We start from the raw sequence: 18500 nt of genomic DNA, 5'->3' as shown, positions 1-18500 counted from the left end.
CCTGACTACAATATCGGAGCCTCCCTCGCGCGTCCGCCGGGACGCGGGGCGCTCTATGCCGCGATCGTGATCGTGGCGTCGGGCTTCAGCGCCGCCACGAGCTGGTCGGTCTCCACCACGGAGGCGCAGATTTCGCCGGGACGCTCGGCGCTGCCGGCACCGTTGAAGGTGATGACGACATGGCCGATCTCGCGCACCTTGGCCCAGGCCGTCGGGCCGATGGCGGTGATGGTCGCGCTGACCGGGCCGATGGCGATGGATGCGCCGACCTGCGGCGCATCCGCGCTCGGGCCTTCTTCCGTCTTGTGCAGCACGGAGACCTCGGCCAGCTCCGGCGGCGAACCATCCGCGAACAGGATCAGCACGCCGCCTTCCGCGAGGTCCGCCACCTCGGGTCCAATCTCTGTAACCCGTGTCCTGAGAAGAACTGTCATCTGGCGAACCTCGCTTTATTTTCTGCTTACAGTACGAACAGGCTGACCACCCAGGCGATCAGCACGGAGACGGGACCCATGATCTGGCGGCTGATGAGCACCGCCGGCACACCGATCTCGATGGTCTTGGGCTTGGCTTCGCCGAGCGCCAGGCCGACCGGCACGAAGTCGCAGCCCACCTGGGTGTTGTAGGCGAACAGCGCCGGCAGGGCCATTGCGGGCGAGATCGTGCCGTTGGCGATCTGTGGGCCGATGATGGCGACGCCGATCACCTGCGCGATCACCGCGCCCGGCCCGAGGATGGGCGACAGGAACGGCAGGCCGCAGATGGCCGAGATGATCAGCAGGCCGATGATGTTGTTGGCCAGCGGACCCATGGGCTGGGCGAGCACGTCGCCGATGCCGGTGTAGAGGATCAGGCCGATCAGCATGGTCACGAACGCCATGAACGGCAGGACGTTGCGGATCACCTGGTCGATGGTGCGGCGGCCGGCGTTGAAGAAGATGCCGACGACCCTGCCCATGACGCGGCCGACAGAGCTGATCAGCCCGACGATGCCGCCCTCGCTTTCCTGTGCCACGGCCGCGGCGGTCGGGGCCGGAGCAGCCGCACTCGCGGCGTCTGGCGCAGCCGCGCCCGCGCCGGTCACGGCTTCGCTGCCGTCGGCCAGGGCGATGTTGGCGGGCTTCACGCCGGACACGTAGATGTCCTCGGTGATGAACTGGGCCAGCGGCCCCGCCTGCCCCACCGGCGTCAGGTTGACGGTCGGGATGCGCTTGCGCGGATAGACGCCGCAGCGGGCGGTGCCGCCGCAGTCGACCACCACCACCGCCATCTCGCTCTCGATCGGCGGCGACTTGAAGCCGTCGACCGCTTCGCCGCCGGTCAGGTCGGCGATCTGCTGGGCGACCGGATGGATGCCGCCGCCGGTGACCGACACGATCTTGTTGCGCTGCTCGGTCGGCTCGATGACGAGCGGGCCGCCCCAGCCGCCGGAGCCCTTGGAAATCTTGACTGCCTTGTACTTCTTGGCCATGTGTCCCTCCCCGCGCCTAGAGCTCGACGCCCTGGCGGCGCGCCATGAGGGCAGTGATGCGTTCGGTGAGCATGCCCTTGAGCAGGATCACGACGAGGCCGACGATCGCGTACCAGATCGCCACCTGGATATGGTAGCCGCTGGCCACGGAGCCGTTGCGCTCCAGCTCCAGCAGCGCCACCAATATGCCGCCCCAGACGAAATATTCGCCCGGGTTGACGTGCGGGAACAGGCCGAGCGGCGGGTGCACATAGGACACGGCGGCGTCGTAGAAGGCCGGCTTGTGCTTCTCTTCCAGGAACGAGCCGAAGGTGTAGGCCATCGGGTTGGTCAGGAAGAAGACGGCCAGCACCGGCAGCACCGTGTAGCGGGTCAGCGCGATGCGCCCGGCGCCGCGCGCGATGCCGTGCACGCGCTCCTCGCCGACCAGTTCGGTGATGGCGTAGAAGGCCGTCATCAGCACGACCAGCGTGGGAATGATGCCGGTGACGAAACCGGCGAAGACCTCGCCGCCCTTCTGGAAGATGCCGATGAAATATTTGCCGGCGGCGGTCAGCCAGCCGAGCTGCTCTTCCTGCTGGACCTCGTTCAGCCGTTCGCGGAACTCGTCGACGGTGATGTTGCCGCCATCCGTCGCCTGCGCGAGGATGACGAGCTGATCCGAGGCATGTTCCACGGCAAGCTTGCCGTGCAGTGCCGCATCGTGAACCATGGCGCCTGCGACATGCAGGTTCTGCATGGCCATGTCGGCGTGCGGCGCCAACAATGATATGACAGACATGTTCCCTCCTTGCGCCGCGCCAGCCGCCCTCAACCGGGCGACGGCGGCGCCGTTTCTAAGCCCTTGCTGCACTCAAGCCGGACAAGCCCGGCTTCCTGTCTGGCTCCGACCGCGCCCGGTCGATCTGCTCGATCGCCCGCTTCACAGCCTCGGCCACACCGGGTTCCCCCTCCCCCAGAATTGCAGGGTCGGACCGGATATCGTCGAGGGGCACGCCCTCGAATTTCTCATGACGCTTGAACTTCGTGAACACGGAGCGCCCGCTCATGACCAACAGCCGGCGCACGACCAGATCGGGAGTGACCACGATGAGCACGATGGTGCCCTTCCTGAACCGACCCCTGAAATTGCCAGCGCCGACAAAACCATCCTTGTACTTGTTCGTGATGCCCTTGAAGACATCGGTGTAGTGCCTCATCTGCAGCCACACGCCGAAGGCCTGCAAAGCCCACACGACGGCCAGCAGCAGCAAGGCCCATTGCCAGATCGCCATCAGCTTTTTCCTCCCATGCCCAGGCGGACGCACGCCGTTGGCGCAATCTCGATCCTAGAGAACATTTGTTTTCTTGAGTGTCAATATGTATGATTTCAGCTATTAACTATAGCCGACGCCGCGCCCATGCTAAAGTTGCGCGCGAAGAGGATGGATGATGGACCTTCGGTTCAAGGACGAACTGGCCGCGATGCCGGACCTGCGCCACAGGCTCAGGCGCCTGCGCTGGTTCCGCGCCACCTTCCGGGCCAGTGCCAAGGCCGTCACCCGTGCCTATGGCGTGCGCTTCGAAATCGACGACGCCCGCCTCACCCGCGCCTTCCTCGACTGGATCGAGATCGCGGAGGGGCAGAAGGCCTTTGCCGAAGTGAACCGCGCCGATTTCATCGTCTTCGCCGCCGGCGTGGTGCTGCGCGAGTTGATTCGCCAGAACCCGGCTCGGGCGGTCTCGGAAGCGGCCGCGCCAGCGGGTGAGGCCGATGTGTCGACGGCCACGCGGGAGATCGTCCGCTTCTGGCCCGAAGGCTTCCTCTACACCAATTATTGCGTGGCGGCGGTGGCGGCGGTCCACGAGCAGGAATTCGGCACGGTGCCGGCCATCGACAAATGCGCCGACGACCTGCGCACATGGTGGTCCTATCGCGAGAACGTGGCGGAGGTTCCGGCCTATGCCGTGGCCTTCCTCGACCGCTTCCTGGGCGGTGAGCCGAACTGGATCGCGCCGGACCATCCGGCAGCACGCCATGCCATGCAGCGCATGAAGCCGGCGCTGGACGGCGCCCCGCCGCTCGGCGTTCCCGCCGCCTAGTTCAATCCCTATCTCCCCGACAAAGAGGAAATCCGTGACAGGATCACAGCTCATCATTTTCGATTGCGACGGCGTTCTGGTCGACAGCGAGCCGCTGGCGGTCCTCGCCTATGAGCGCGTCTATGAGCGCCATGGCATGCCCGGCGTCGGCGTCGACATCATCAGCCAGTGCTTCGGCATGAAGCAGGCCGACATCATCGCCCGCATCAAGGAACTGACCGGCCATCAGTATCCCGACCATGCGCCGGACGACCTTTGGACCGAGACGAAGGCACTGTTCACCGAGCGGCTGGAGCCGACTGCCGGCCTGCCCGATTTCCTGTCCGGCTTGAAGATCGACCGCTGTGTCGCCTCCTCGTCCTCGCTGGAACGCATTCACCACAGCCTCGACGTCACCCGCATCGCTTCACATTTCGGCGATGCGATCTTCTCGTCGTCAATGGTCAGGCATGGCAAGCCGGCACCCGACATCTTCCTGTTCGCGGCGGAAAAGATGGGCGCCGATCCGGCCGACTGCGTGGTGATCGAGGATTCGCCTTTCGGCGTGGAAGGCGCGGTCGCAGCCGGCATGACGGCCATCGGCTTCACCGGCGGCAGCCACAGCTATGACGGCCATGGCGAACGCCTGCTTTCCAGCGGCGCCACCGTGATCAGCTCAAGCTGGACAGGCGTCGCGACCGAACTGGAAAAGCTCGGCTTCCGGCTGGCCTGAGCCTTATTGCCTTCCTGAAGCAGCACTTCCACCGTCATCCCGGCCAACGGAACGATAGCGACCGCGAGCCGGGATCCATTCCGCTACGCCACAAACGTTCCGGGATGATCAGTTCGCGAACGCAGAACGTCAGAGCCCCGCCACGAACCCGTCGTCCAGCCGCGAGCCGCCGAACCAGTTGAGCCGGTTGACGGTGACGAAACCGGCGTCGATCATGCTGTTCTCGTCGCCCTGGATGGACGTGTGCGGACGGCCGCGCGGCACGATGATCACGGTGCGGTCGCCGTCGCTTTCCACGACTTCCGCCTTGGAGGCGATCTTGTCGCGGCCGATCACCGGCTGGCGCACCTCGGCCGGCAGCCGTGTCGGCAGGTTGACGCTCAGCCAGTGGCCCTGCGCCGCCCATTCGGCCCGCTTCTCCCACAGCCTGCCGATGAAGCCGGAAAGCCAGACCTCGTCCGCGTCGGTGATCTCAGGGTTCTTCACCCGCGAGAATCCGATGGAAGGCACGCCCCAGAAGGTCGCCTCGCGGGCGATGCCGAGCGTGCCCGAATAGGCGAGGTCCTCGGCGACGTTGCGCCCGTCATTGATGCCGGACACGACGAGGTCCGGCTTGCGGTCGTTCCCGAACAGCCACGCCATGGCCGCAACCACGCAGTCGGCCGGGCGGCCGGAACAGGAGAAGCGCCTGTCGCCACGCTTTTCCATGGTGATCGGCTGGGCGATGGTGAGCGAAGGCCCCGCCGCCGTATGCTTCTTCTCCGGCGCGACCACCCATACGTCGTCGCTCAGCCGGCGCGCGGCCTCCGCCAGGCGGGCAATGCCCGGTGCGTCGATGCCGTCGTCATTGGAAACCAGAATTCTCATGCACTTGCCTTTTGTCCAACCACCAGCCGCTCGCCGGTGCGCCTTGCGCTTTGCAGCGCCGGAATATGCTCGCCCAGCCGCGCGATCTCGTCCGCTCCGCAGGAATGACCGAGCACCGCCGGACGGCCGGATTTCTCCCAGATCTCGACATTGCCGGCGAGCGTCGGATGCGTCGGCATCCTGATCCAGTCGGCGCGTCCCTTCGCGTGCAGCTCGAAACCGGGCGTGCCGGCCGGCAGATGGCCGGAGAGCAGGATCGGAAAGCCCTGCGCATCGGCCAGCGGGATCAGGCGCGACGATGGCCCCGCCTTGCCCATGCCGTCATCGGCCAGCAGCGGACAATCCGGCAGCGGCTCACCGTCCGTCCAGTCGAGCGCCGCATCGATGCGGGCGCGCAGCAATTCAGGCATGCCGGGCTTCAGCGCATCGCGCGCCTCGATCTGGGCCAGCAGATGTTCGCGCATCGAGGCATGGATGGCGAAGCGGCCGGACATCGCCGCCACCAGCTCCAGCGACCGTCCCGAAAGCGGTGTCGGCAAAAGGCAACCGCCCGCGCGCTCCGCGATCCACGCGGCAATGCGCTGCGCCCGCTCGCCGCCCGATACAGGGTCCGCCCCATAGGAAGCGTCGAGCAGCAGCAAATCGCATTCGGGCATGCGGTCCATGACGAAGACGGCGCTGTCCGGCACCACGTCGGCGCAGTAGACGACGCGGGTGCCTTCATCTTCCAGCGAAAACCACACGCCGCCCACCACATGGCCGGAGCGCCCGGTGGCGATGCGGAAGCCGGCGACGTCGAGCACGTCGCCCGGCCTGAACAGCTCGATCCTGTCGGCCGGGAACGGATATGCCTCGACAAGCGCCTTCTCGCCATAGGCGGCCAGCGTGGCCGGCGCCTCCTCGAGCGTTTCGCGCGTCATCAGGATGCGCCCGCGAAAGCCTTCCGACAGCAGCCAGTTGAGCGCCCCGACATGATCCTCATGGGCATGCGAGATCAGCACCGCGTCGAGCTGGTCCATGGGTGTCAGCGGCCGCGGATAGTAGTCGCGGCCGGTCGCGCCCACCTTGATGCCCGCATCCAGCATCACGCGCTGGCCTTCGCGCCCGACGACGACGCTGGTGCGGCCCTTCTCGCCAAAGCCGCCGGCGAGTTCCACGTCCAGGGTCATGCGCCCTGCCCGCCGGGAATGAGCCAGCCCGAAACGATGCGCAGCCGCAGCCGCGCTCCTTCCTCGAAACCTGCATGGCCGGGATATTCGAAGCTGATGTGCCGGTCCGGATCGGCCGTCGGCTGAAAATCGATGCGCAGCGCGCCGCCCTTGTAGACGGCGCGCGTCACCGTGCCGTCGATGCCCGGCTCGCCCTCACCGGCGATCTCCAGATCGGGGGTGCGCACGCAGATGCTGGCGGCAGCGCGCGGGCCGTCGCCCGGGCGGCAGCGCACCGTGACCTCCTGGCCCAGAACCTCCACCCGCGCCTTCCCGCCTTCCGCCGAAAGCACCCTGGCCGGCAGCACGATGCCCTGTGCGATGAAGGAGGCGACCATTTCGTTGGCCGGCTCGCTGTAAAGCTCGCGCGGCGTGGCGAGCTGCGCCAGCCGGCCATGGTCCATCACCGCGATGCGGTCGGCCAGCGCCATGGCCTCGGACTGGTCATGGGTGATGTAGACGATGGTCGTGCCGGTGCGCTTGTGGAAGGCGGCGAACTCATCCTCCATCGAGGCGCGCAGATGCACGTCCAGATTGGCCAGCGGCTCGTCGAACAGCACCAGCGAAGGTGCGGCCACAAGGCAGCGCGCCAGCGCCACGCGCTGCCGCTGCCCGCCCGAAAGATTGGCCGGGCGGCGGTCGGCAAGGCCCTTCAGGTCCACCAGCGCCAGCGCCTCGTCCACCTTGCGCTTCGCCTCGGCCTTGTCCACCTTGGCGACTTTCAGCGAATAGCCGACATTCTCGGCCACCGTCATGTGCGGCCACAGCGCATAGTTCTGGAAGACGATGCCGACGCGCCGCTTCTCGGGCGGCACGCTGCCGCCGGCGTCCGACACGGTCTGGCCGCCGATGCGGATCTGCCCGTCGCTCACCCGCTCGAAGCCGGCCACCAGCCGCAGCAGCGTGGTCTTGCCGCAGCCCGAGGGGCCCAGCACGGCAAGGAACTCGCCGTCACGCACGTCGATGGAGACGTCCTTCACGGCATCGAAATCGCCGAAGGTCTTGGTTACGTTGGAGAGCGTCAATCCCGCCATGGCAGAACTCCGTTGGGAAGGTAGGGGGCGAGCAGATTGGTGGCGAGCATCAGCACGAAGGTGATGGAGACCGTGATGGCCGACATCGCCGCCGCATAGCTGGAATCGCCGCCCTGCTCGAACGAGAACATCACCACGCCGATGGTCTCCGAGCCGGAGGACCACAGCAGGGCCGAAACCGTCAGTTCGCTGAGCGCGGTCATGAAGATGAGAAGCCCGCCGGCAAGGGCGGCCGGCGCCACCAGCGGAAAGACGATGGTGCGCAGCCGCGTGAACAGTCCCGCGCCCGCCACCTGCGCGGCCTCCTCCAGCGCCCGGTCGATCTGGTGATAGCCGCTCACCGTCGGCCTCAGCGCCAGCACGAGAAAGCGGGCGAGATAGGCATAGAGGATGATCCAGACCGTGTTGTAGAGCTGGATGCCGGTGAACGGGATCGGGCGCAGGAACATCAGAAGCGCGGCAATCGCCAGCACCACGCCGGGCAGCGCATAGGGCAGCTCGATGGACAGGTTCACATAGCGGATCCACTTGTGGCGGCCCCAGGCCACCAGATAGCCGACCGGCACCGCGACCAGCACGGCGAAGGTCGCCGCCGCGATCGACAGTGCGAACGAGTTGAAGAAGGAACGCCGCGCCGCCGCATGCTCGAACAGCACGAAGCGGTAATTGTCGAGCGTGGCCGTCGCCCAGCCGAGCGGGATGCCGTAGCCCGGCACCAGCGAGGTGAGCAGCAGGCCGAACAGCGGCAGGACGAGGATGAGCACGATGAACAGCCACATGCCGACCTCGACCGGCAGCCGCCATTTTCCGAGTTCATAGGGGTCGGCCGGCAGCGAGGTGGACGAGATGCGGTAGTCGCGCCGCCGGCTCATCACCTCCTGCGCCAGAATGCCGGCCATGGCGATGATGCCGATCAGCACCGACAGGAACGCCGCCTCGCCCAGCACCGCCGGGCCGCCGCCCGCCAGCTTCTGGTAGATCAGCGTGGGCAGCACGAGATAGTTGGCGGGAATGCCGAGGAAGGCGGGAATGCCGAAATTGCCGACGCAGGAAACGAAGGCAAGTGCGGCCGCCGCCACGATGGAGGGCGTCATCAGCGGCAGCACGATGGTGCGCAGCACGGTGAACCAGCCCGCCCCGCCCGAGCGCGCCGCCTCGATCAGCTCGCGCGGCAGCTTGCGCAGGCCGGCGCGCACCAGCAGGAACACCAGCGGCCCATATTGCACGCCGAGCAGGAGGATGATGCCTTCCGTGGAATAGAGCGGGTTGCGGCTGCCCAGCGGCGGCGCCATGCCGATCATCTTGAGGAAGGGGCTGGCCGGCCCGAACAGTTGCAGCCAGGCCAGCGCCGTCACCTGCGGCGCGATCATCAGCGGCATGACATAGGCCAGCACCAGCGTGGAGCGGCCGCGAATGTCGGTCAGCGTCACCAAGAGCGCCACGAAGGTGCCGAGCACCACGGCCAGCACCGTGCCGCCGAAGCCGACGACCAGCGTGTTCACCGTGGCGGTCCAGGTGGCCGGACTGGCGAGGCCGAGGCGGATCGCCGTATCGGAAATGGTGCCGCCCGGCGCCACGATCTCCTTGATGAGGCGCAGCATCGGCAGCAGCGAAAGCAGCACGATGACGACGGCAACGGCCACCGTCAGGGCCATTTCCTGGCCCCGGCTTTCCTTGACAGGTGCGGACATAATTGTTTCCCGAGATGCCCCAGGGGGCCGGTCAATAGGTTTCGTTTATGTCGGTCGGCTCCGGGCCGCCTCGATATTCGTCGCCTTTTCCTTCGTGTCAGGCGCTACGGCCCGGGCACGACATGCGATGGGCAGGGACCGGCGGCATGGCTGCCGGCCCCTCGCCCGGCTTCAGCCGCCGAACAGTTCGGAGAATTTCGACTTGTCGGCTTCGGTGTTCTTGATGATGGCGGGCATGTCGAACGACATCACCTTCACCTCGGTGCCCTCCGGCATCCATTCGGGCCGGCCGACCGACGCCTTGGCCGGCAGGTAGCCCATGTCGAGCGCCAGCTTCTGGCCGTCGTCGGAGAGGATGAAGTCGACGAACGCCTTGGCGCCCTCGACATTCCTGGCCGTCTTCATGATGGCGACGGGCTCGGTCACCGCCGGCACGCCTTCCGTGGGGAACACGAACTCGACCGGCGAGCCCTTGGCCTTGGCGTTCATGGCCATGAAGTCGACGAGGATGCCGTAGGGCTTCTCGCCGCTGGCCACCGACTTCAGCACCGCGCCATTGCCGCGCACGGAGATGGTGTTGTTTTCCTTCAGCTTCTGGAAGAAGTCCCAGCCATATTCGGAATCGGCCACGAAGCCGGAAAGCAGATAGGCTGCGGCGCCCGAATAGAGCGGGCTCGGCATCACCAGCCCGTCCTTGTACTCAGGCTTGGCGAGATCGGCCCAGTGCTCGGGCTTTTCGGCCGCGGCGGTGTTGTAGGCGATGCCGGTGGTGATCAGCTTGGAGCCGAAATAGGTCTTGTCCTTGTCGACCGCATCGGGCTCGATGCCGTCGGTCTTGGCTTCCGGATAGGCCATCAGGTGGTCTTCCGCCTTGAGCAGTTCCATGCTCACCGCATCGGCGATCAGCAGCACGTCCGGCTGCGGGCTGCCGGCGGCGAACTCGGCCGCGAGCTTGGCCAGAATGTCGCTCGTGCCGGAGCGGTAGATATTCACATCGGTGTTCGGATTGGCCTTCTTGAAGGCCTCCACCGTCTTGGCCGCATCCGCTTCCGGCTGCGAGGTGTACAGCGTCAGCGTGTCGGCGCTGGCTGCTCCCGAGATGAGCATTGCAGCGAGCGCGACCTTGCTCGCAAGCAATGTGACGAAACGCGTTTTCATAAGACCTCCTGATCCTTTGCGCATGGCCTCCGGCTTCTTTGCCGGCCAAGCCCGCTCCTCCCTGCACGGCGTATATGACCCGTCGATGACAAAACGCCTGCATCCATATGATATGTTCATTTGTTCGTTGTCAAACACAAATGAACATGTCTAGTGTGGCATTGTCGACATAAGCGTTATCCACAATGGCGCATCGGCCCGGGAGAGGAACATGCAGCCAACAGCGAAGAAGAAGCGCAAGATTGCCGGCCGGGACGTGCCGCTGGTTTCCTCCGACATCAACGTCAAGACGGCCTGGCTCTATTATGTCGAGGGGCTGACGCAGGAGCAGATCGCCGAGAGGCTGAACGTCAGCCGCGTCAAGGTCATGCGCACGCTGGCCGCCTGCACCGCCGAGGGCGTCGTCGTCACCACCATCAACGCGCAGGCGGCCAAGCAGGTGGCGCTGGAGCGTGCCCTGGAGAAGCGCTGGAGCCTCGATTCGGCGGTGGTGGTGCCGACGCCCGAGGATGCCGGCCATCTGGAGAAGGCCATCGGCCATGCGGTGGCGCTCTATCTGGGCGAGCACATGCAGGACGGCATGACGCTGGCCATCGGCGGCGGCGCGACGCTGCACGCCAGCCTCGGCTTCCTCGCCCGCCGGCAGTTGCAGGACGCGACCGTGATCGGCCTCGTCGGCGCGCTGCCCCATTCGCAATGGATCAATCCGTCCATCGTCGCCGCCAAGGTGGCCGACATCTTCGGCATCGACAGCTATCAGATCACCGCCCCGGTCATGCTGCACGACCCGGCGCTGCGCGATCTCCTGTGGGCGCAGCCCGAGCTGATGGACGTGAAGGCCCGCGCCGCCAGCGCCGACATCGCCCTGCTAACGGTCGGCGAGATCGCGCGCGAGGCCACCATCTTCCGCCACGGGCTGGTGCCGCCGACACTCATCCCCTCGCTGCGCGCGAAGGGCGCGACGGCAAATGTGCTCTCCTATTTCATCGATGCGCAGGGCCGGCTGGTCGATCACGAGGTCAACGACCGGGTGATGGCCATCGATCTCGACGTGGTCGGCGCGATCCCCAACGTGGTGCTGGCCGCCGGCGGCCGCCACAAGATCGCCGCCATCCGCGCCGCCCTCAACGCATTTGAAACGAACGTCCTGATCACCGACAGCGAAACGGCGGAAGCGCTGGCGGGAACCGGCTGATCATCCCTCGTCAGGCCGGAAGCCGCAGCGAAGCGAAGGCTGTCCGGGAGTCCATGCCGTGCCAGAGCAATCTGCTTGCCCTTGGCCGGGATGACGATGGGGCGTTTCCTAGATCAGCCCGCGCTCGCGCAGGAAATCGTCGAGGCCGGCATTGGTCATGTCCTCGAACTCGCGCACCGCCTCGTTCATGCGGCGGCGGTGGGTGACGAGCAGGGTCAGCACCTGCCGCATCTCGACGGAAATGCCGAATCGCGCCCAGCGCTCGGCGATGTGGGCGGGAAGCTGCAAGTCGGTGCAGAAGGCTTCGAGGCTTTCATAGCCCAGCTGCTGCACCAGCCGGGCGGTGTCCTCGCCCGAAAGCCGTTCCTCGAAGGCATGGTCGTGCAGGCGCTGCGCCACCAGCTTGATGTCGGCCGGCGAGGCGCTCATCACCTTCGAGACAATGTTGCGGACGTCGGATGGACCGAACGGGGGCATGGCGAGGTTCCCTGCTGCCTTGGCGTTCCCCGCCCACAAGGGCGAGGAATTTTCAGCCCGAATATAGGGGCATTGCCGGCCAGCGCCAACGCGGTTCAGACAACGAGACCCATCGGGTTTTCGATGAGGCGCTTGAAGGCGCCGACGAGTTCGGCGCCGAGCGCCCCGTCCACCGCCCGGTGGTCGGTCGACAAGGTCACCGACATCACCGTCGCGACCTTGACCTCGCCACCCTTCACCACCGCCCGCTGCTCGCCCGCGCCGATCGCCAGGATCGTCGCATGCGGCGGGTTGATGACGGCGGCGAAGTCCTTGATGCCGAACATGCCCAGGTTCGACACCGCCGTGGTGCCGCCCTGATACTCTTCCGGCTTCAGCTTGCGGGTCCGCGCCCGCGCCGCCAGGTCCTTCATCTCGTTGGAGATCGACGACAGGCTCTTTTCCTCCGCCTTGCGCACGATCGGCGTGATCAGCCCGCCGGGGATGGAGACGGCCACGCCGACATCGGCATGCCGGTGCTTGACCATCGCGCCCTCGGTCCACGACACATTGGCGTCTGGCACCTCCTTGAGCGCCAGCGCCAGCGCCTTGATGATCAGGTCGTTGACGGAGAGCTTGTAGGCCGGCTCCTCGCCCTTTTCGGTCTTCTTCACCGGGGCGGCGTCGTTGAGCTGCTTGCGCAGCGCAAACAAAGCATCCAGCTCGCAGTCCAAGGTGAGGTAGAAGTGCGGCACGGTCGACTTCGCCTCGACCAGACGCCTTGCGATGGTCCTGCGCATATTGTCGTGCGGGATCAGCTCGTAGGAGCCTTCCTCGAACAGCTTGAGCACCGCCTCGTCCGACATCGGCTTGACCGCCGGCGCGGCTGCGGCAGGCGCGCCGGCTTCCGCAGCCGGAGCGGCCGCCTTGGCCCCGCCGCCGGCAATCGCCGCCTCGACATCGGCCTTCACCACCCGCCCCTGCGGACCCGAGCCCGAAATCCCGGAAAGGTCGAGGCCGGCCTCGCGGGCCAGACGCCGCGCCAGCGGCGTGGCGCGGACCGCACCCGCCTGTACAGGCGTATCCTGTACCGCGGGCGCAGTCTGCGCGGACCTGTCCTGGGAGGACGATTCGGGCTTTTCAATTTTCACTTCGGCGGCCGGGGTCGCGGCAGACGCAGCCGCCGGAGCAGCACTTGCATCCTCGCCCTCGGCATAGATCCACGCCACCGCATGGCCGACGGGAATGTCCACGCCTTCCTTGCCGGTGATGTTGCGCAGGACGCCGCTGGCCGGGGCGTCGATCTCCATCGCCGCCTTGTCGGTCTCGATCTCGAACAGCACGTCGCCCTGCTTGACGGTGTCGCCTTCCTTGAAGAACCAGCGCGAGATCTGTCCGGTCGCCATGTCCATGTCGACCTTGGGGAGGATGACTTCGACGGCCATGTCTCAGCGCACTCCCTTCGCCAGGTCGCGGGCAGCAGCGATGATGCCGGGCACCTGCGGCACGGCGGCCTTTTCCAGCTCCGGATTGTAGGGGATCGGCGTCTCGGCGCCACCAAGACGCACGATCGGCGCGTCGAGATAGTCGAACGCCTCGCTCTCGGCGATCATGGCGCTGATCTCGGCGCCGATGCCGAGCGTCTTCACCGCCTCGTAGACGCACAGCAGGCGCGAGGTCTTCTTGACGCTCTCGATCACCGTCTCGCGGTCGATGGGGCGGATGGTCCTGAGGTCGATGACCTCGATGTCGATGCCCTCGCCGGCCAGAGTTTCGGCCGCTTCCAACGCCTTGTGCACCATGATCGAGGTGGCGACGATGGTCAGGTCCTTGCCCTCGCGGCGCACCTCGGCCTTGCCGATCGGCACCGTGTAATGGCCTTCCGGCACCGGGCCCTTCATCTTGTAGAGCAGCTTGTGCTCGAAGATCATCACCGGGTCGGGATCGGCGACGGCCGCCAGCAGCATGCCCTTCACGTCATGCGGGGTGGCCGGCTGAATCACCTTGAGGCCCGGCACATGCGCCAGCCATGCCTCGAGGCTCTGGCTGTGCTGGGCGGCAGCACCCGTGCCCGAACCGGCCGGAAAGCGCATGACGACGGGAACGGAGACCTCGCCGCCCAGCATGAAGCGCATCTTGGCGGCCTGGTTGACGATCTGCTCCATGCCGAGCGTGGCGAAATCGGAGAACTGGAATTCGAAGATCGGACGCAGGCCAGTCACGGCCGCACCGACGGCGACGCCGGCGCCGCCGAGTTCGGAGATCGGCGTGTCCATCACCCGGTCGGTGCCGAAGCGCTCGACCAGATCGCCGGTCACCTGGAAGGCGCCGCCATAGACGCCGATGTCCTCGCCCATGAGGATGACGCGCTCGTCGGCCTCCATGGCAATCGCCATGGCTTCCTGAATGGCCTGCGAGTAGCTCAGTTCACGCACAGCGGCATCCATCACGCCACCTCTTCCGTATAGACAAATCTGGCAAGGTCGGAGATTTCGGGCATGGGGCCTTCCTTGGCGTACTCGATGCCTGCCGCGATCTCGCGCGCCACGTCCTCGCGGATCGCCTCGATGCCCTTGTCGTCGACCACGCCGAATTCCTTCAGCTCGGTCTCGAACAAGGTGATCGGATCGCGGTTGGTCATCCAGTCCTCGATCTCTTCCTTGGTGCGATAGCGGTTGCGGTCGCTCTTGGAATGGCCGCGATAGCGGTAGGTCTTGGATTCGATCAGCGTCGGCCCCTCGCCGGCCCGCGCCCGCTCGACGGCGGCATGGGAGGCTTCCGCCACTTCCGAGAAATTGTTGCCGTCGACGATCACGCCCGGCATCGAATAGGCGGCGGCGCGGTCGGCGATGTTCGGCACTGCGGTCGAGCGCGCCGTCGAGGTGGACATGCCGTAGCCGTTGTTCTCGCACACGAAGATCACCGGCAGCTTCCAGATCGAAGCCATGTTGAGCGATTCGTGGAACGCGCCCTCATTGTTGGCGCCGTCGCCGAAGAAGGAGACGACGACCTTGCCGTTGCCAAGGCGCTTGGCCGACAGCGCCGCACCCACGGCGATCGGAATGCCGCCGGCGACGATGCCGTTGGCGCCGAGATTGCCCTTGCTGACGTCGGCGATGTGCATGGAGCCGCCACGGCCCTTGCAGTAGCCGGTCGTCTTGCCGAAGAATTCCGCGAACATCTTCTTCACGTCCGCGCCCTTGGCGATCGAATGGCCGTGGCCGCGATGCGTGGAGGTGATCTGGTCGTCGTCGGTGAGCGGCATGCAGATGCCCATGGCGCTCGCCTCCTGCCCGATGGACAGGTGCATGGTGCCGTGGATCAGGCCGCGCATGTAGCTGTCTTCCGCGCCCTCTTCGAAGCGGCGGATCAGATACATCTTGCGCAGCACGTCCCTGAGCTGCTCGTGGCTGTACTGGGTGTAGGCGAAGGGCAGGTTCGACTGTTCCGCCGCCTTTTTCGCTGTGGCCATGTTCAGGTTCCTCAACCGTAGACGAGCTTGTCCTGCCGGGCGCGCAGTTCGGCGATCTTCGATCCCGGCGCGGGCGCGGCGTTGGCATAGGTGATCAGCTCACCCTTCTTGATCGGCGCGGTCACCGAGCCGCCCTGCAGCAGGCCGCAGGGAATGGCCTTGGCGGCGTGCGCTTCCGGCGCCGTCATGATCCAGGCGCGGTAGCAGTATTCGCCGATGGCATCGAGCTTCTCGCCCGGCTGCATGTCCTTCTTGGCGACGGCGCAGACCTCGGCGACCGGCTTGGCCAGCGGCACCATGTCGGCCTTGCCGTAGAGCACGACGCGGGCGCAGGTCAGCGGCACTTCCAGCGAGGTTAGGTGATAGGGGCGATGGAAGGTGAAATACGGGCCCTTGCCCATCTTCAGGTCTTCCATGCGCTCCGAAATGCGCGGATGCGACATGTCCGCGACCACGAACACGCCCGGCGCCACGCCCTTGCCGATGGAGTAGTCGACCACGCCGACCTTGGAGAGCACGCCGCCGTCCTTTTCCGGGATCAGCACGCTGGAGAGCTGGTCGAGCGTGGCGGCGGGGCCGTGCATGCCGGGCTTGTCGGGCACCAGGCCGGTGGCGTTGGCGATGGCCGCCATCTCGACCATGGTCTTGGAGCCGTCGACGAACTCGACCAGCATGCGCACGTTCATGTTGCGGCGCTTCGCCTCTTCCTCGTAGTCGGGCGGCGTGGCGTCGATGTTGAGCGGGTTGTTCTTGCCCTTGCCGGCGGCGACGATCGGATGGCCCATGGCCGAGACGAACTCGATCAGTTCCATGCACGACGACGGCTCGTCGCCCGCGCCCAGCGAATAGGTGACGCCGAGGCGGTCCGCTTCGCTCTTGAGGTAAGCGCCGATGGTCACGTCGGCCTCGACATTCATCATCACCAGATGCTTGCCGTGCTCCATGGCGCGCAGGCCGATCTCGGCGCCCACGGCCGGAACCCCGGTGGCGTCGATGACCACGTCGATCAGGTCGTTGTTGATGATGAGGTCGGCATCGGCGGTCACCGCGACCTTGCCGGCCTCCATCGCCGCCGTCATGTCGGAAGCGTTGGAAACCTCGCGCGAATGGCCTTCTTCCTGATAGGCGATGTCGACCGCCTTGTGGGCATTCGGAACCCTCAGCTCGGAGATCGCGCCGATCTCAATGCCCGACATATGCGCCACGCGGGTGACGATATCGGTGCCCATCTCGCCCGAGCCGATGAGGCCGATGCGGATCGGCTTGCCCGTTGCGGCACGTTCCTGAAGATCCCGCGCCAGACCGGTCGGGGCGATGTTGATGCTCATGTCGTGCGTCCTCCAGTGGTTGATCCATCAATAGTGAACATGTGTCTCTCAATCAAGTCGAATGTTCATGAAGTTGATAATAGCACCCATTCACCGCAGCTTTGCGGCAGCGTCCTGTGGATGACGACGGGAAGCGGTGAATTGCCGCGCGTCAGGCCGTGAGCGCGCCGTGTCGTCCCGGAACATGAAAACGCCGCGCATCCCGACGGATGCACGGCGCTCTGACATTTCTTCGACGAATTTTGCCAAAAGGGAGCGGAGCGCTCCCCCGCTTTCAGGCACCGGCCGGATGCAGGCCCGGCCGGTGCCCCGCGATCACTGCTTGGGAGTGAGCTTGGAAATGCGGTCGCCTGCCGCGTCTTCCGGACCGGTCGACTTGTTGATGGCGAAAACGTCACCCTTGCCGTCGATGGCGACATGATTGGCGAACGGCGCGTTCTCGAGATTGGCAACGATGTTGCCATCCGGATCGACAACGGTGACCGTTCCGGCGCCGCGGCTGCTGACATAGGCAAGGTCGTTGACCGGATCGAAGGCGACGTTGAGCGCCCCTGCACCGACCGGCACGTTGTGCAGCGTCTCGCCGCTGTCGGCGTCAACGATGAGAAGATTGTCGCTGCCCTGCGAGGCAACGAAGATGCGCTTGGTCTCGCCGTCATAGGCAACGCCGATGGAACCGCGCGATCCTTTGATCGGGATCACCTTGTCCACCTCGCCGCTGGCGACATCGACGATCGCCACCTCGTCGGTGGACAGGCTGACCGTGAACAGCTTGCCGCTATCGGCATCGAGCTTCAGGCTGCCGACCGAGAAGTTCTCGCCCCGCTTGTCGCTCTTGATCTCGATGGTGGCGGCCTGCTCCAGCGTCTTGGTGTCGAACACAACCACGTTCGGCGTGCCGGTGGCGGTGACATAGGCCTTGCCGTTCTTCTCGTCCAGGACCACGTCGCGGGCATGCGGGGCGACGCCCGGCTCGAACTGCTTGACCAGCGAAAGGTCGGACTGCTTGTAGACGGCCACCGTGTTCTGGCGGGTGTTGGTCACCCACACCGTATCGTTGCTGTCGTCCACGGCGACGCCATAGACGGCGAACACGCCGCCTTCCTTGCCTTCGTCGCGCGCGGGCGCTTCCGCCGGCGTCACCTGTGCGGCGATCTCCAGCGTCTCGGGGTTCACCTTGACCAGTTCCGACGCCTTCACCGGCGGGCGGCCGACGGCCGAGGTCACGAACACGGCATCGTTCTTGGCGCTGTAGGCGCTCTGGTAGAGGCCGGGGACCAGTTTGTTGTCCTTGACCTCGAACTTGTCCTCGCCCGACAGCGGCACCTGCGGCGAGACCTTCAGTTCCACGATCTCGGCATGGTAGGGCGCGGCCGTGGTCAGCACCAGCGGATGGGTGCCGACGGCGGCATCCTCGGGCAGCTTGAAGGTCGCCTCGAACTTGCCTTCCTGGTCGGTGGTAATGGCCCCGTCGCCCAGCGTCTGCGTGCCGCGCTGGATGGTCACGGACTGGCCGGGCTTGAAGTCCTGGCCGGAAATCTTGATCTCCGAGCCCGAATAGACGGGCTTGCCCTGTTCGGCCGCCGTGGCGCGCACGCGGCCCTGGAAATCGGCGTCGGGCGCATCGAAGGCGACCTGCGCCAGCGCCGTGCCGAGGCTGAGCGCCAATGCGCCCGCCGCAATGATGAAGCGCAATCCCGCAGCGGACCGGTTTCGGGAAACGGAGGATGAAATGCCGTGCATGGAAAGCTTTCCTGTCAGTTGCGACCCCTGCAAGCAGCGGTCTTTTGGGAGAACGGCTCCGTTCTACATAACATGATAATGAT

The 18500-nt window shown here is 65.9% G+C and carries 18 protein-coding genes; 3 read left to right on the top strand and 15 right to left on the bottom strand.

What is annotated here, in order from left to right:
- Positions 1-53 precede the first annotated feature (53 nt).
- The 4 genes from ABID37_RS00285 to ABID37_RS00270 are packed head-to-tail and all read right to left on the bottom strand — an operon-like array spanning position 54 to position 2745.
- Positions 54-434, bottom strand: coding sequence for a PTS glucitol/sorbitol transporter subunit IIA (locus ABID37_RS00285; RefSeq protein WP_354191940.1), 381 nt, complete (start codon positions 432-434; stop codon positions 54-56).
- Between the two features lie 26 nt (positions 435-460).
- Positions 461-1471, bottom strand: a complete 1011-nt coding sequence (srlE, locus tag ABID37_RS00280) for a PTS glucitol/sorbitol transporter subunit IIB (RefSeq protein ID WP_354191939.1) — start codon at positions 1469-1471, stop codon at positions 461-463.
- 16 nt (positions 1472-1487) lie between these two features.
- Complete coding sequence (gene srlA, locus ABID37_RS00275; protein ID WP_354191938.1) at positions 1488-2252, bottom strand: PTS glucitol/sorbitol transporter subunit IIC; 765 nt, start codon at positions 2250-2252, stop codon at positions 1488-1490.
- 55 nt (positions 2253-2307) lie between these two features.
- A complete protein-coding gene (locus tag ABID37_RS00270; RefSeq protein WP_354191937.1) occupies positions 2308-2745 on the bottom strand; it encodes a transcriptional regulator GutM in 438 nt (145 codons plus the stop codon).
- 157 nt (positions 2746-2902) lie between these two features.
- Between ABID37_RS00270 and ABID37_RS00265 the strand changes: the two genes are divergently transcribed.
- Together ABID37_RS00265 and ABID37_RS00260 are read left to right on the top strand one after the other, a co-directional pair.
- Positions 2903-3553: a hypothetical protein gene (locus ABID37_RS00265; protein ID WP_354192431.1), complete on the top strand. Its 651-nt coding sequence runs from the start codon at positions 2903-2905 to the stop codon at positions 3551-3553.
- Between the two features lie 34 nt (positions 3554-3587).
- Positions 3588-4265: an HAD family hydrolase gene (locus ABID37_RS00260; protein ID WP_354191936.1), complete on the top strand. Its 678-nt coding sequence runs from the start codon at positions 3588-3590 to the stop codon at positions 4263-4265.
- A 129-nt stretch (positions 4266-4394) separates the two neighbouring features.
- Here the strand turns inward: ABID37_RS00260 and ABID37_RS00255 are convergent, their stop codons facing one another.
- The 5 genes from ABID37_RS00255 to ABID37_RS00235 form a co-directional block, all read right to left on the bottom strand.
- Positions 4395-5132: a 5'/3'-nucleotidase SurE gene (locus ABID37_RS00255; RefSeq protein WP_354191935.1), complete on the bottom strand. Its 738-nt coding sequence runs from the start codon at positions 5130-5132 to the stop codon at positions 4395-4397.
- The gene (locus ABID37_RS00250; protein WP_354191934.1) at positions 5129-6301 is read right to left on the bottom strand and encodes an MBL fold metallo-hydrolase; all 1173 of its coding nucleotides are present in this window, start codon (positions 6299-6301) and stop codon (positions 5129-5131) included. Before ABID37_RS00250 ends, ABID37_RS00255 begins: the two co-directional genes overlap by 4 nt.
- Entirely contained in the window at positions 6298-7374 is a 1077-nt protein-coding gene (locus ABID37_RS00245) for an ABC transporter ATP-binding protein (protein WP_354191933.1), read from the bottom strand. Before ABID37_RS00245 ends, ABID37_RS00250 begins: the two co-directional genes overlap by 4 nt.
- Complete coding sequence (locus tag ABID37_RS00240) at positions 7362-9065, bottom strand: ABC transporter permease (RefSeq protein WP_354191932.1); 1704 nt, start codon at positions 9063-9065, stop codon at positions 7362-7364. Before ABID37_RS00240 ends, ABID37_RS00245 begins: the two co-directional genes overlap by 13 nt.
- A gap of 171 nt (positions 9066-9236) precedes the next feature.
- Entirely contained in the window at positions 9237-10223 is a 987-nt protein-coding gene (locus ABID37_RS00235) for an ABC transporter substrate-binding protein (protein WP_354191931.1), read from the bottom strand.
- A gap of 211 nt (positions 10224-10434) precedes the next feature.
- Here ABID37_RS00235 and ABID37_RS00230 point away from each other — a divergent pair, with 211 nt between their 5' ends.
- Positions 10435-11418, top strand: a complete 984-nt coding sequence (locus ABID37_RS00230; protein WP_354191930.1) for a sugar-binding transcriptional regulator — start codon at positions 10435-10437, stop codon at positions 11416-11418.
- A gap of 108 nt (positions 11419-11526) precedes the next feature.
- Here ABID37_RS00230 and ABID37_RS00225 read toward each other — a convergent pair whose 3' ends face one another.
- The 6 genes from ABID37_RS00225 to ABID37_RS00200 form a co-directional block, all read right to left on the bottom strand.
- On the bottom strand, positions 11527-11895 hold the full coding sequence (locus ABID37_RS00225) for a hypothetical protein (RefSeq protein ID WP_354191928.1): 369 nt from the start codon (positions 11893-11895) through the stop codon (positions 11527-11529).
- Positions 11896-11990: 95 nt separating this feature from the next.
- Entirely contained in the window at positions 11991-13319 is a 1329-nt protein-coding gene (locus ABID37_RS00220) for a pyruvate dehydrogenase complex dihydrolipoamide acetyltransferase (protein WP_354191926.1), read from the bottom strand.
- Between the two features lie 3 nt (positions 13320-13322).
- The gene (locus ABID37_RS00215) at positions 13323-14321 is read right to left on the bottom strand and encodes an alpha-ketoacid dehydrogenase subunit beta (RefSeq protein WP_354192430.1); all 999 of its coding nucleotides are present in this window, start codon (positions 14319-14321) and stop codon (positions 13323-13325) included.
- A complete protein-coding gene (locus ABID37_RS00210) occupies positions 14321-15346 on the bottom strand; it encodes a thiamine pyrophosphate-dependent dehydrogenase E1 component subunit alpha (protein ID WP_354191925.1) in 1026 nt (341 codons plus the stop codon). The genes ABID37_RS00215 and ABID37_RS00210 overlap by 1 nt, the downstream gene beginning before the upstream one ends.
- An 11-nt stretch (positions 15347-15357) precedes the next feature.
- Complete coding sequence (locus ABID37_RS00205) at positions 15358-16674, bottom strand: NAD(P)H-dependent oxidoreductase (RefSeq protein ID WP_354191924.1); 1317 nt, start codon at positions 16672-16674, stop codon at positions 15358-15360.
- A gap of 315 nt (positions 16675-16989) precedes the next feature.
- Positions 16990-18417: a glutaminyl-peptide cyclotransferase gene (locus ABID37_RS00200; RefSeq protein ID WP_354191923.1), complete on the bottom strand. Its 1428-nt coding sequence runs from the start codon at positions 18415-18417 to the stop codon at positions 16990-16992.
- Positions 18418-18500: the final 83 nt, after the last annotated feature.

The organism is Aquamicrobium terrae, from assembly GCF_040545735.1.
Classification (GTDB): domain Bacteria; phylum Pseudomonadota; class Alphaproteobacteria; order Rhizobiales; family Rhizobiaceae; genus Mesorhizobium; species Mesorhizobium terrae_A.
Note: the sequence above shows the minus strand (reverse complement) of the source record. Positions and strands in the feature narration are given on the sequence as shown.

Bases quoted from the DNA above. Each gene is read 5' to 3' on its own strand.
- ABID37_RS00285 (WP_354191940.1), bottom strand. From the start codon at position 434: ATGACAGTTCTTCTCAGGACACGGGTTACAGAGATTGGACCCGAGGTG.
- srlE (WP_354191939.1), bottom strand. From the start codon at position 1,471: ATGGCCAAGAAGTACAAGGCAGTCAAGATTTCCAAGGGCTCCGGCGGC.
- srlA (WP_354191938.1), bottom strand. From the start codon at position 2,252: ATGTCTGTCATATCATTGTTGGCGCCGCACGCCGACATGGCCATGCAG.
- ABID37_RS00270 (WP_354191937.1), bottom strand. From the start codon at position 2,745: ATGGCGATCTGGCAATGGGCCTTGCTGCTGCTGGCCGTCGTGTGGGCT.
- ABID37_RS00265 (WP_354192431.1), top strand. From the start codon at position 2,903: ATGGACCTTCGGTTCAAGGACGAACTGGCCGCGATGCCGGACCTGCGC.
- ABID37_RS00255 (WP_354191935.1), bottom strand. From the start codon at position 5,132: ATGAGAATTCTGGTTTCCAATGACGACGGCATCGACGCACCGGGCATT.
- ABID37_RS00250 (WP_354191934.1), bottom strand. From the start codon at position 6,301: ATGACCCTGGACGTGGAACTCGCCGGCGGCTTTGGCGAGAAGGGCCGC.
- ABID37_RS00245 (WP_354191933.1), bottom strand. From the start codon at position 7,374: ATGGCGGGATTGACGCTCTCCAACGTAACCAAGACCTTCGGCGATTTC.
- ABID37_RS00240 (WP_354191932.1), bottom strand. From the start codon at position 9,065: ATGTCCGCACCTGTCAAGGAAAGCCGGGGCCAGGAAATGGCCCTGACG.
- ABID37_RS00235 (WP_354191931.1), bottom strand. From the start codon at position 10,223: ATGAAAACGCGTTTCGTCACATTGCTTGCGAGCAAGGTCGCGCTCGCT.
- ABID37_RS00230 (WP_354191930.1), top strand. From the start codon at position 10,435: ATGCAGCCAACAGCGAAGAAGAAGCGCAAGATTGCCGGCCGGGACGTG.
- ABID37_RS00225 (WP_354191928.1), bottom strand. From the start codon at position 11,895: ATGCCCCCGTTCGGTCCATCCGACGTCCGCAACATTGTCTCGAAGGTG.
- ABID37_RS00220 (WP_354191926.1), bottom strand. From the start codon at position 13,319: ATGGCCGTCGAAGTCATCCTCCCCAAGGTCGACATGGACATGGCGACC.
- ABID37_RS00215 (WP_354192430.1), bottom strand. From the start codon at position 14,321: ATGGATGCCGCTGTGCGTGAACTGAGCTACTCGCAGGCCATTCAGGAA.
- ABID37_RS00210 (WP_354191925.1), bottom strand. From the start codon at position 15,346: ATGGCCACAGCGAAAAAGGCGGCGGAACAGTCGAACCTGCCCTTCGCC.
- ABID37_RS00205 (WP_354191924.1), bottom strand. From the start codon at position 16,674: ATGAGCATCAACATCGCCCCGACCGGTCTGGCGCGGGATCTTCAGGAA.
- ABID37_RS00200 (WP_354191923.1), bottom strand. From the start codon at position 18,417: ATGCACGGCATTTCATCCTCCGTTTCCCGAAACCGGTCCGCTGCGGGA.